Here is an 11,912-nt window from a genome sequence, read left to right on the forward strand (position 1 = left end):
TGTCAGGCCACCGCGCTGCGTGGCTTGAGGGGCACCACTTTGGTGTTGGCCTCTGCGCGGCGCGCCAGTGCACGGTCGATGCGGCCAAAGACGTCACGCATGACCTCCGGCTCGGGCAGCAGGGTCACGCGGAAGTGGTGGCGGTAGGGCACGTTGAAGCTGGAGCCCGGCACCACCAGCACGCCTTCCTCGTTCATCAGTTCCAATGCGAAATCGTGGTCGTCGAAGCTGCGCGCGGCCGGCCCGACCACCGCCGGGAAGGCGTACAGCGCACCGGCCGGGGCCACCAGCGACAGGTGCTCGCTGGCGTGGCAGGCCTCGATCACCGCGCGGCGGGTTTCATACAGGCGGCCGCCCGGCGCGCACAGCGCCGAGATGGTGTCCGGCCCGTTGACCGCCGCGTCGATCGCGTACTGGCCGGGAACATTGGCGCACAGGCGCAGCGCACTGAGCAGGTCCATCGCCGCGCGGAACTCGCCCAGCCGCTCGGCGGCGCCGGACAGCATCGCCCAGCCCACCCGCCAGCCGCAGGCGCGGTGCACCTTGCTCAGGCCACTGAAGGTGATGCACGGATGCTCGCCGGCCAGCGGCGCCACCGCGTGGAACTCGGCGCCGTCGTACAGGATCTGGTCGTAGATCTCATCGACCATCAGCAGCAGGTTGTGTTTGGCCGCGATGGCCACGATGCGTTCCAGCAGCGCCTTGGAGTAGCTGGCACCGCTGGGATTGTTGGGGTTGATCAGCACGATCGCGCGGGTGCGCGAGGACACCAGCGATTCGATCTCCACCGGGTCCGGCTGGAAGCCGTTCTCCGGCGCGCAGCGGTAGTACACCGGGCGGCCGTCGTTGAGGATGGTGGCCGCCGACCACAGCGGGTAGTCGGGCGAGGGCACCAGCACTTCATCGCCGGGATTGAGCAGGGCGCGCAGCGACAGGTCGATCAGCTCGCTGACCCCGTTGCCGACGAACACCCGGTCCGGATGCGCATCGGGCGCGCCCCGCCGGGCGTACGCGGCGGCGATGGCCTCGCGGGCTTCGGGCAGCCCCTGCTGGTGGGTGTAGGGATCGGTACGGCCCATGTCGTCGGCAATGGCCCGCTGCAGGTGCTCGGGCGCGCGGAAACCGAAGTTGCCGGGGTTGCCGATGTTGAGCTTGATCAGCCTGCGGCCCTGTGCCTCCAGCTCCCGCGCTCGCCGCGCCAGTTCGCCCCGGATCTCGTAGCGGACTTCGGACAGGCGCTCGCGGGTGGCGAGCGGCTTCAGCGGAGGTGTGGACATGACTGGGCCGTCGTTCGGGCTTGGAAATCGCATGGTAGCGGAAATGTTGCGTTGCAGGGCGGGCGTTCCAGGGCCGGTTTTCCAATGCTGGCAGGCAGTTGCCGGCCCATGCGACGGCCATGCCGGTGCCGCCCGGGGCCACGGCGGCGACGGCGGCGGGCCGCACCCTCTAGAATGGGCCCGATGACCCACACCACCGATTACCGCGCCCTGCAGACGATGGGCTGGCCCTGGGCCGGCGCCCCCGAGCTGCCCGCCTGGCAGGCCCTGTTCGACCAGCATCCGCAGGCCCGCCCGGGCCGGGTGATCGAGCAGCACCGCACCGGCTACGTCGTTGCCGATGCGCCTGATGCGGCGATCCGCACCGAATCTCCGGCCGAGTGGCAGCGCCCACGCTTCCCCAGCCACGAGCGTGCCGCCGTCGGCGACTGGGTGCTGCTGGAGGGCATCAGGATCGTCGCCCTGCTGCCGCGCCGTACTGCGATCAAGCGCGGTGCGGCGGGCGAGCATTACCACCAGCAGGTGATCGCCGCCAACATCGATACGGTCTTCATCGTCTGCGGCCTGGACGCGGACTTCAATCCACGCCGGATCGAGCGCTATCTGCTGCTCGTCGGCGGTGGCGGTGCGCAGCCGGTGGTGGTGCTGACCAAGGCCGACCAGACCGAGTACAGCGACGATGCGCTGGCCGTGCTGGAGGAACTGGCGGCGCAGGACATTCCGCTGCTGGCGATCAACGGCAAGGACCCGGCCAGTGCGGCGGCGCTGCTGCCGTGGCTTGGCGCTGGCCGCACCGTGGTGCTGGTGGGTTCCTCGGGAGCCGGCAAGTCCACCCTGACCAACACGCTGCTGGGCGAGGAGCGGATGAAGACCGCCGATGTGCGCGTCAACGATTCGCGCGGCCGCCACACCACCACCCACCGCGCGCTCATCCCGCTGCCGGCCGGCGCCTGCCTGATCGACACCCCCGGCATGCGCGAGCTCAAGCCGACCGGCGAAGAAGCGCTCAGCGAAAGCGGTTTCGCCGACGTGGAAGCCCTGGCCGCACAGTGCCGCTTCCGCGATTGCGCGCACCAGCGCGAACCAGGGTGTGCCGTGCGTGCTGCCATCGACGCGGGTGACCTGGACGAAGAGCGCCTGCTCAACTACTTCAAACTGAAGGACGAAGTCGCCGCTGCCGCCGCCAAGCTGGCCGTACGCCAGGCCCAGCAGGCGATCGAGCGCAAGCACGTCGGCAAGGGCGCGCAGTGGCGCCCCCCCGGCAGGAAGCGGTAGAGCCGACCGCCCGTCGGCTGCTTTCCGTGCGGCCATCGAACCCCCCGCGCTGCGCGCGACAGCCGGCTGGAAGCCGGCTCTACAAGGGCCCCGCGCGTTGCATCCCGTAGAGCCGACTTCCAGTCGGCTGCTTTCCATGCGGCCATCGAACCCCCCGCGCTGCGCGCGACAGCCGGCTGGAAGCCGGCTCTACAAGGGCCCCGCGCGTCGCATCCTCGTAGAGCCGACTTCCAGTCGGCTGCTTTCCGTGCGGCCACCGACCCCCCGCGCTGCGCGCGACAGCCGGCTGGAAGCCGGCTCTACAAGGGCCCCGCGCGTTGCATCCCGTAGAGCCGACTTCCAGTCGGCTGCTTTCCATGCGGCCATCGAACCCCCCGCGCTGCGCGCGACAGCCGGCTGGAAGCCGGCTCTACAAGGGCCCCGCGCGTCGCATCCTCGTAGAGCCGACTTCCAGTCGGCTGCTTTCCGTGCGGCCACCGCCCCCCCGCGCTGCGCGCGACAGCCGGCTCCACGTGACCAGCCAACCGGGCCCCCGTTCCGGACCCTGCTAATGTCCGCCTCATGGACACCCCCATGACCGTGGATCGTGATGTGGCCCACCACACGGCGCTCGACGCGCAGCTGGTGGAGGCCGTGGCCGGCATCAAGCTGCTTGGCCTGACCAGTTGGCCGGCGGCGTTGCAGGCGCCGTTCCTGGCCAGCGTGGCGCGTGGGCAGCCGGTGCTGCCGCAGGTGGACTACCCCCGCCTGGATTTCGGCGACACTCGACGCGCGCTCGCCGCGATCAGCGCCCAGTGCGATCCCAGCCACCCCATCGGTCTGTACGTGCAGCGCTCGGCGCACAGCTGGGACCAGGCCGCCGGTCTGCTCGAGTCACTGGGAACCGCAGGCGTCGACCGCTACTCCGTCGAACTGTTCGGCGCGCCCGAGCAGCCGCTGCCCGGTCACGGCCCCAGCACCCGCGAGGCAGCCCGCCACTTCATCCAGATCGCCCAGGAACTGGACCACGAACTGCTCGCCCCGGAAGAACAGGTGCCGGTCTCGGCCACCGCGCTGCAACTGCAGCTGCAGAGCGACCTGGATGCCTTCTTCGAATCGCGCATCATCACCGTGCAGCTCGATCCGGAGCTGATTTCCAAGGCGGCCGCCGGCCCCACCCGCATCCGCCTGCGCACCAGTGCGCGCTTCAGCGCCTACGACCGCGCACAGCTGTTCCACCACGAAGCCCTGGTGCACTCGCTCACCGCGCTCAACGGCCGCGAACAACCGCACCTGCCCAGTCTGGCGCTGTCGTCGCCGCGCGTCACCGCCACCCAGGAAGGCCTGGCCACGTTCGCCGAGCAGATCACCGGCAGCATCGACATCGAACGGCTCAAACGCATCAGCCTGCGCACCGAGGCGATCGCGATGGCGCGCGAGGGCGCCGATTTCATCCAGGTATTCCGCTACTTCTGCGACGCCGGGCAGAACAGCGAAGAGAGCTTCGCCTCGGCCCAGCGCGTGTTCCGCGGCGTGCCGCCCAGCGGCGGTGCGGCCTTCACCAAGGACACCGTGTACCTGCGCGGGCTGGTGTCGGTGCATACCTTCTTCCGCCACATGCTGGCCGAAGACCGCCTGCAGGTGTGCCGCTGGCTGTTCGCCGGCAAGATGTCGCTCACCGACGCCATCGCGTTCGCGCCGTTGTTCGAAGAGGGCATCCTGCGCCCGCCGCGCTGGCTGCCGCACTGGGTCAGCCGCGCCAACGGACTGGCGGGCATGCTGGCTTTCTCGCTGTTCGCCAACCGCATCCGCATGGATCAATTGGCAACCGAATAGCGCGTGCCACGATTTCCCGGATTTCGTCGCACGTCGTCAACCGAGGTGCGCCGCGTAAGAATGCTTTCATCTTCCGCTCGCATGATGGTCGCGCACCTGCACTGCGCAGGTCACCATCCCACATGCTACGGATCACCATGCTTACCCGACCCCTGACGATCGCGGTTGCGATCGCGCTGTGCGCTGCCAATGCCCACGCCGCCGATGTAGACGCCAACACCGACGCCAACGTTGCGCTCAGCGCGCAGACCCTCGACACCGTGTCGGTGATCGGCCAGGGCGAAACCCGCCAGGTGCAGCGCATCACCGCCGTCGACAAGGAAGTGCTGCCGCCGGGCACCAGCGGCCAGAAGATCCTCGACCGCCTGCCCGGCGTATCCGTGCAGTCCAACGATGCCTTCGGCGCCAACGAAGAATCGCAGACGATCAGCCTGCGCGGCTTCGACAAGAGCCGCCTGGGCTACACGCTGGATGGCATTCCGCTGGGCGACAACAGCTACGGCAACTACAACGGCCTGAGCATCGCCCGTGCGCTCATTGCCGAGAACCTGGCCGGTGCCGAGCTGTCGCAGGGCATCGGCTCGCTGGGCGTGGCCTCCACCAGCAACCTGGGCGGCACCATCCAGTACTTCTCGCAGGACCCGTCCACCGAATTCGGCGCCCGCGCCAGCGTGACGGTCGGCGACGACAACCAGCGACGCGGCTACCTGCGCGTGGATACCGGCGACATCAACGGCTTCTCCGCCTACGTGTCCGGCGTCCACCAGGATGCGGACATGTGGGCCGAGCCCAACCAGAATCAGACCACCCGCCAGTTCAATGCCAAGGCGGTGTGGAATGTCGGCGACAACCGCTTCGGCGCCTTCGTCGCCACGTCGCGGGCGAGCCAGGCCAACTACGCCTACCTGTCCAAGAGCATGCTCGCGCGCGGCCTGGGCTGGGACTGGAACATCTACGCACCGGACTGGGACCGCGCGGTGGCCGCAGCGTACTGCGCGCCGGGTACCTACAACGCGCAGAAATGCGCCTTCAGCGGCGGCGTCAACAGCATCGACGACGCGTACTACCAGAGCCGTGCGCTGCGCGATGACAATCTCTACTCGCTTGATGCGGACCTGGCGCTGGGAGACACCGCCCGTCTGAAGCTGCTCGGCTACCACCATGAGAACCGTGGCCAGGGCCACTGGTGGGCACCGGGCCAGCCGTCCAACCCGGGCACACCGCAGGCGCTGCCGATCTCCATCCGCAGCACCAACTACACCATCAACCGCCAGGGCATCACCGCCGCGCTGAACTGGCAGTGGGGTCTGCACGAACTGGAAGCCGGCCTGTGGTACGAACGCAACGACCACAACGTCGAGCGCAACTTCTACTACATCACCGGCCCGTTCCTGGATGACGGCTACCTCAACCATCCCGACCGTCGCCTGTTCGACCAGGATTTCGACATCCGCACGCGCCAGTTCTACGTGCAGGACCGCATGCGCTTCCTGGACAACCGCCTGACCGTGGACGTGGGCGTCAAGAGCCCGAACACGCGCATGACCGCCAATGCGAAGCCCGGCACCGAGGCCAGCTATGCCTCCGGTACGCTGACCGCCAAGGAATCGGTGCTGCCGCAGGCCGGCATCGGCTTCAAGCTCACGCCCAACCAGGAGCTGTTCGCGTCCTACTCGGAGAACATCGCCGCCTTCGTCGGCGGTGGCAGCGGCGGCCCGCTGCAGGTGTCGCCGGAATCCTTCGCGGCCAGCGCCGGGCTGGATCCGGAGAAGTCCAAGACCCTGGAAGCCGGCTTCCGCACCTTCGGCGAGAAGTACCAGGCCTCCATCGCCGCCTACCACGTGATGTTCGACAACCGTCTGCTCTCGCTCAACCCGTGCACCAGCATCGAAGTGGGCACGCGCCCGGAGTGCATCACGCGCTTCATCAACGTCGGGTCGGTCAAGAGCCGTGGCGCCGAGCTGACCTTCATCCTCAAGCCGGTCGATGGCCTGCAGTGGTACAACGCCCTCTCCTGGAACAAGACCACCTACGAAGACAACTACACTTCCGGTGGCGCGATCGTACCGGTGGCCGGCAAGATCACCGTCGATACCCCGCAACGCATGGCGTCCAGTGAGATCAGCTGGAACCGCGACGGCTTCTTCGCCAGCCTGCGCGCCAAGTACACCGGCAAGCGCTACTACACCTACACCAACGACCAGTCGGTGCCGGGTGTGACCACCTTCGATGCCGGCATGGGCTATTCGTTCGGTCCGGGCATGGGCCTGCGCGACGTCAAGGTCTCGCTCAACGCGACCAACCTGACCAACAAGCGCTACGCCGGGCAGCTCAGTTCGTTCGCCCCGGCCGACCCGAACGGCACCCGCTACGCGATCCACGCCAGCGCGCCGCGCCAGGTGTTCCTGACCCTCGGCGCCGAGTTCTGACCGCCGCGCCACACCGGTAGCCGCCGACCCTGGTCGGCGGCCCCGCCAGGGCCGCACGGCATTCCGCCGCGCGGCCCTGCTGCGTTCAGCCGCGCACGCGCCGCGCATGGCGGGCCACACCGCGGCAGCCGCAGGCCAGCCGGTCACCGTCGCGCACCACCGGTGCGCCGTTCATCCGCACCCGCGCGCAGCCTTCCACGAAGGCATGCCGGCCCGGGTGCAGCGCGCAGGTGGCCAGGTCGCCCACCACCGCGATCGTCGCGCCGTCGATGCGCCCGCTGCCCTGGCACTGCACCACCTCGCCACCGCCGCTGGTGGGATCGCCCAGGCAGACAGGGTGCTTCATGCCCGCCGCCGCCTGCGGCCCGCCCGCGTCACCAGTAGCCCTTGGGCGGCGTGCGATAGATCAGCGTCGCGGTCACGGTGTCCCCGTGCAGGATGTGCAGCAGGGCGTCGTCCTCGGCCATCCGGTAGCCGGTGGCCCCGCTCAGCGCAGCGGCGAAGCGGTCGCCCACGTCATCGAACCGCTCCTTGTGGCAGCGCGAGCCGGTGCGTGCCAGCCCGTCCACCGTCAATTGCATGCCCTGCTGGCGGTACAACGCGGTCATCGGCTGGCAGCCGGCATAGCCGATAAGATGCCGGCCGTCGGCTTCGAGAATGATGAAGCCCACGTGCGAATCCGGTGGCACCACGGTTGCGGCCTTATCGGCCGTGGCGGGCAGGTCATGCAGCTTCCACACCGTGCCGAGCAGCGGCTGCGGGGGTTCGGGCGTGGTGGGCCAGGTCTCCCACCCGTTCGTCAGTGCGTAGCGTTCCTGGCAGGCTGTCAGTGCGGCCACCGAGAACAGCAGGAGGGGCAGGGCGAGGCGAGCGGTCATGGGTGCTCCAGATCGGGCTGGCGGGACAGGGCGGACGCGGTGTCCGTGGCATCGGGCTGCGGCGCGGGCACGATGGGCTGCAGCAGCAGACGGCCGTCATCGTCGACGATGACGGCGGTACCGGCCTTGCCGCTGGCCAGCGCCAACGCCAGGGCGGCGGCACCGCTGCCACCGCCAAGCGCACCCACGCGCGTGGCCAGGTCGATGCCCACGCGTGGATCGTCCAGATCGAGCGGGTCGGCGAGCCCGCGCATTGCCATGCGCAGCGCGATGGCGGCGTCCACATCCGCACTACTGTCGTACCAGACGCAGCGCAGGCGGGCGGTCTCGGGCAGCGCGGCGTGCAGTGCCTGCCACGCGTCGGCAATGGCGGCCGCCTGCGCGCGCTGCGACAACGCTTCGCCATCCTCATCGCGCAGGGCGACACAGCGGGGCGGGTACAGCGTACCCAGCACGGGCGCGGCCTCCTGAAGGGCGATCTGCTGCCGGGTCCACGGCACCGGGTACCACGTGTCGTCGCCCAGTCGATGGGCCGGCGCAGCCCCTTCTTCGCGGAGCGCCTGCAACAGCGATGCGGTGAACGCCGCGGCATGCACCTGCGCTTCTGGCTCGTGCGGGGCCAGGGCCGTGTACGCCGCCAGTTCCTCGCGGAACCACGCGTACGGCTGCCGCGCATGCTGCGCCGCCGGCGTGTCCGGTTCCACCGCCTCGCGCCGTATGGCATCGGGCACCCCGGTGCGGGTGATCCACATCAGCACCATGCTCTGGTCCAGCGCGTCCTCGGGCGCGTCATCGCGGGGGCGGTGGTACCGGCCTCGGATCAGCCGGCCCTCCAGGCTCAGCAGCACGGCGTTGCACAATCGCGGTGACGCCGTGAAGCGGGCGAACAACGCCTGCAGCACCGGCGCCAGCGACGGGCCATTGACGTCCAGCTCGCGCAGCAGCAGCGCGCCGGGCGCGTCGGACTGGCTGGCCATCAACCCCGGCCACTCCATTGCGGCGTAACGGCTGTGGCGGGTGAGCGTGGGGGCCAGCGTGAACATCGCCACCGGCGCGGCATCGGGCAGGGCGGCGACCAGCATCTCCATTCCCTGCGCCAACTGCACCTGCATCGCCATGCCGCGCTCGGCCAGGCGCGCGGCCGGGTCCTCGGCGTGCGCAGCCAGTACCGGGCGGGTGGCCTGCGGGTTGTCCAGCAGGGCCACAAGAGCGTCGGGTGCCTGCCGCGCAAGGCGCGCGTAGCACGCGCGGATCTGAAGCACCGGGGCGGTGGGCGCAGCCGCCGCGCCCGTGGCGGGCAGTGGCAGCACCGGCGAACCCGCAGCGCGCAGCGGTGTGATGCCGCGCGCGCCGGCGCGCATCTCCTGAAGCACCTTGATCAGCGCGGCCACCAGCAGGAACAGCGCGCCCAGCGCGATGCTGCCCGCGAGCCACGGGCCCACGGCCTGTGCAGGCGAAGCGAGTTGGTTATCATCGACGGCGTACCAGCCCATCAGCAGCGACCAGAGTGCCCACAGCAGGAAGAAGGCGGGTCGCAGGAACGCGTGCGGGATCATGTGAGACCGTCCTCGTAGCGGAGGCGTTCAGAGGGGTCCACTGTCCTGATGCCGATCCGTGGATGCCCGGTAGTGGTGACGTATGGTCGGAATACCTGACGCCGGCGTAGATAACTCCAGCGCACTTCGCGGCGGGAGACCTTGGCAATGTAATCCAGCACATTCTCCTTGCCATCCATTGCTGACGCGGGTTTGGCATCGGTGAAAATGGGCGTCCTGCCGGCCCGAAAAGTGGCAAGCGCCTTGCGGTCTTCCGCATTGAGTGGATCTTCGGGGATCGCGCGGACGAGAGGGGGTTTTGGCATGGGCGGCCGGGTTTCCCGCCAGCCGGTGGGAACAAAGTGCGTATGGGCCTCCACAGCGCGCTGATATGCCTCTTGTCGGTCCTTGGTGTCCACAGCATGTATACGAAGGCTCTCTCGATACTGCGCGTCACAGGCTTCGAGGTGGGCATGCATGTTCCTGTAGTCACGCTCGCATTGCGGGTCTGTCAGTACGAAGCCAGCACGCGAGTCATGGACGTACTGCATGAGAATGTTTCGCAAGGCGTCGCCGGGCTCTGGAGACGCTCCCCAGTAGCGGTCGTACATCTCCATGCAGGCGTGCTCACGGTGAACAAAGCCAGGTAAGCCAAGCGCGCGCCTGCCATGCACTCGGGCACGCTGCGCCGGATCGTTGAACACGGCGAGATAGACCATCAATTCGGCATTTGCCTGGTCGAGATTGATGTGGTCCTGCGTCTGTGTCTGCTTGCAGTGGGTCATGAATGGCTGTGCGATGAATGTCTCGCGCGGCAGAACTTGTCGCCGCCAGCCCAGGTAGGCGAGATAGTGCGCGTGTAGTAGGCGAAGCAGCGGGGCGCCGGCGCGGTGCTGCTCAAGCGTCTTCTGATAAGCGTCGTAGCTGCGCTGCAACTCCGGTGATATGGCGAAGAATGGGCCGACTTCGGTCTGGTAGAGTTCAGTGAGCGGCCTGAGGGGTACTGCAGCGGCTCGGGCACGTGCATACATATCATTGAGGGAGACCTGCGACAGAAGGTCGCCCTGTTGCTGGCGGATACGCTGCCCGCCCTCCAGGGTACCCTTGCCTTGGGAATGTGGTCCGTAGCCGCCGCCAACGTCGGCATGCACACCGGGGTAGATGATTTCCAGACGATGCGGAGCTTGCTCGCGTGAAGCGGAAATACTCGTCAGTGGGAACGAGTTGCGTGCCTCATGCCCGGCAACCATATGGACGCACTGCTCTACAAATGAAGGAATCACCATGTACCGTGGACTCGCCCATGACAGATGGCCGTCCCCTGTGCGCGGCATGGAATCAGCAATCTCGACCGATGCCACCGTATCGAACAGCCCCATGAAGCGTACCCTCAACGGGATGCCGCAGACCTGTGGTCTATACTCTCCCGCCCACTCGATCAGGTGGTTGAGGAACGCGCGTGCTGCAGTGGCGCCGCGCGAAAAGCCGAACAGGTCCAGCGTGATCGTCGAGATCACGGGGGCAGCTGCTTTCGGGTTGGCCAGCACCTCGTCAAGCGTTCGGCGCACGCGTCTGATCTGATGGTCGCTCTCAACGGCCTTGATGATGGCATCTGCGTTGTCTGAAACCACACGCTTGCCGCAAAGCAGTTCGGAAATCTTGTTGGCCATGAACATGAATGCATACCGCAAGCGTCGATCGCCATACTCGCCGTCCCGCGCGCCATGTTCGTGTGGCTCGTGTTCGCCAATTTCCGGGAAGGGCGTTCCGACGCCCTGTATGTAAAGGCGAAACTCCCCGATCTCAACCTGCTCCGTGCATGCGTCGTAGAGCCTTGCAACGTTGCTGTGAGAGCCAGAGGGACGGTCTTCCGTGCTGTGATTCCGTGTTCCGTCGAAGAAGATCGAGAATCGAACAGGGAGCGAACAGGACGCGCCAGTCTTTCCCGCGCCAGAAGCGCAGGGATTGAAAAGGCGCGTCGCAGGCGCGCATCCTGGAAGCCAGGCGAACTCATTCATCGTGGCCAATACCTCGTTTTTTGTAGAAGTTCTTGTAAGGATGCGGAGCGCCTGCATAGTCCTCGTGGCGCGGACTCATGATTGCGGGAATCACCAGAACCTGGTCGTCGGCAAACAGGTGAACGTTCGTTGAGCTGACGTCGGTATAGGGATGAACGGGTACGTCCTTCTCCACCCAACGGCACGCCTGTTCCTCTGTCTGAGGGTTGTCCGCGTAAAAAGCCTTGCAGCGGCGCCACTTGACACGTACGGTGAGCCCCGGGTGCCAGCGCACCGGCAGGCTGAGGGCACTCAGTACCGTGCTGCCACCGGTGCCCGCGCTATCGCCGCCACCCCCGTCGACATACACCGGCTGCACGAAGGTGTCTGTGGGCTCGTAGTCCATCGCGGTCAGGCTGGTGACGAATCGTGCTGACGTGTGTTTGCCGTCTAGAGCAGCGGGTCGATCACGGCTGGACAGTACAACTACCGTAACGACGAAAAGCAGGACGCCAAACCCGATGCGGGCGCGCTGGGACGTGCGCAGGTCATCGTCAGCGGAGGCACTGTCGCTGTCGGCCTTTGGTTCGTTGGTCATGGGCCGGTGCCACCCCTGTGTCGGCTTTTGCTTGATTGCTTTGCACGGATCAATCCTGTGAGTGGCATCGAGAAACCCGCCTTGAGAGGATGCATTGCGAATCGGGAC

At 67.5% G+C, this 11,912-nt stretch carries 9 protein-coding genes; 3 read left to right on the plus strand and 6 right to left on the minus strand.

From position 1 onward, the window contains the following. Positions 1–2 precede the first annotated feature (2 nt). Entirely contained in the window at positions 3–1,277 is a 1,275-nt protein-coding gene (locus OC534_RS01010) for a pyridoxal phosphate-dependent aminotransferase (RefSeq protein ID WP_017356954.1), read from the minus strand. A gap of 183 nt (positions 1,278–1,460) precedes the next feature. Here OC534_RS01010 and rsgA point away from each other — a divergent pair, with 183 nt between their 5' ends. From rsgA to OC534_RS01025, 3 genes are all read left to right on the plus strand, one after another. Next, positions 1,461–2,552: a ribosome small subunit-dependent GTPase A gene (rsgA, locus tag OC534_RS01015; protein ID WP_017356955.1), complete on the plus strand. Its 1,092-nt coding sequence runs from the start codon at positions 1,461–1,463 to the stop codon at positions 2,550–2,552. 561 nt (positions 2,553–3,113) lie between these two features. Next, the gene (locus OC534_RS01020; RefSeq protein WP_026070976.1) at positions 3,114–4,367 is read left to right on the plus strand and encodes a flavohemoglobin expression-modulating QEGLA motif protein; all 1,254 of its coding nucleotides are present in this window, start codon (positions 3,114–3,116) and stop codon (positions 4,365–4,367) included. A 137-nt stretch (positions 4,368–4,504) separates the two neighbouring features. After that, positions 4,505–6,796, plus strand: a complete 2,292-nt coding sequence (locus tag OC534_RS01025; RefSeq protein ID WP_262071223.1) for a TonB-dependent receptor — start codon at positions 4,505–4,507, stop codon at positions 6,794–6,796. Positions 6,797–6,881: 85 nt separating this feature from the next. Here the strand turns inward: OC534_RS01025 and OC534_RS01030 are convergent, their stop codons facing one another. From OC534_RS01030 to OC534_RS01050, 5 genes are read right to left on the minus strand one after another with little or no spacing between them, the layout of a single operon-like run. Further along, entirely contained in the window at positions 6,882–7,142 is a 261-nt protein-coding gene (locus tag OC534_RS01030) for a PAAR domain-containing protein (RefSeq protein WP_262071224.1), read from the minus strand. Positions 7,143–7,170: 28 nt separating this feature from the next. Further along, positions 7,171–7,674 (minus strand): META domain-containing protein, encoded by a 504-nt coding sequence (locus tag OC534_RS01035; protein ID WP_017356859.1) that lies wholly within the window; start codon positions 7,672–7,674, stop codon positions 7,171–7,173. Continuing rightward, positions 7,671–9,230, minus strand: a complete 1,560-nt coding sequence (locus OC534_RS01040) for a DUF2875 family protein (protein ID WP_262071225.1) — start codon at positions 9,228–9,230, stop codon at positions 7,671–7,673. Before OC534_RS01040 ends, OC534_RS01035 begins: the two co-directional genes overlap by 4 nt. After that, on the minus strand, positions 9,227–11,227 hold the full coding sequence (locus OC534_RS01045) for a DUF2235 domain-containing protein (protein WP_262071226.1): 2,001 nt from the start codon (positions 11,225–11,227) through the stop codon (positions 9,227–9,229). The genes OC534_RS01040 and OC534_RS01045 overlap by 4 nt, the downstream gene beginning before the upstream one ends. Next, complete coding sequence (locus OC534_RS01050; RefSeq protein WP_017356856.1) at positions 11,220–11,804, minus strand: DUF3304 domain-containing protein; 585 nt, start codon at positions 11,802–11,804, stop codon at positions 11,220–11,222. The genes OC534_RS01045 and OC534_RS01050 overlap by 8 nt, the downstream gene beginning before the upstream one ends. Positions 11,805–11,912: the final 108 nt, after the last annotated feature.

It is taken from the genome of Stenotrophomonas sp. Marseille-Q5258, assembly GCF_946900935.1.
Lineage (GTDB): Bacteria > Pseudomonadota > Gammaproteobacteria > Xanthomonadales > Xanthomonadaceae > Stenotrophomonas > Stenotrophomonas nematodicola.

Bases quoted from the DNA above. Each gene is read 5' to 3' on its own strand.
- OC534_RS01030 (WP_262071224.1), bottom strand. From the start codon at position 7,142: ATGAAGCACCCTGTCTGCCTGGGCGATCCCACCAGCGGCGGTGGCGAG.
- OC534_RS01045 (WP_262071226.1), bottom strand. From the start codon at position 11,227: ATGAATGAGTTCGCCTGGCTTCCAGGATGCGCGCCTGCGACGCGCCTT.
- OC534_RS01050 (WP_017356856.1), bottom strand. From the start codon at position 11,804: ATGACCAACGAACCAAAGGCCGACAGCGACAGTGCCTCCGCTGACGAT.
- OC534_RS01010 (WP_017356954.1), bottom strand. From the start codon at position 1,277: ATGTCCACACCTCCGCTGAAGCCGCTCGCCACCCGCGAGCGCCTGTCC.
- OC534_RS01035 (WP_017356859.1), bottom strand. From the start codon at position 7,674: ATGACCGCTCGCCTCGCCCTGCCCCTCCTGCTGTTCTCGGTGGCCGCA.
- OC534_RS01040 (WP_262071225.1), bottom strand. From the start codon at position 9,230: ATGATCCCGCACGCGTTCCTGCGACCCGCCTTCTTCCTGCTGTGGGCA.
- OC534_RS01025 (WP_262071223.1), top strand. From the start codon at position 4,505: ATGCTTACCCGACCCCTGACGATCGCGGTTGCGATCGCGCTGTGCGCT.
- rsgA (WP_017356955.1), top strand. From the start codon at position 1,461: ATGACCCACACCACCGATTACCGCGCCCTGCAGACGATGGGCTGGCCC.
- OC534_RS01020 (WP_026070976.1), top strand. From the start codon at position 3,114: ATGGACACCCCCATGACCGTGGATCGTGATGTGGCCCACCACACGGCG.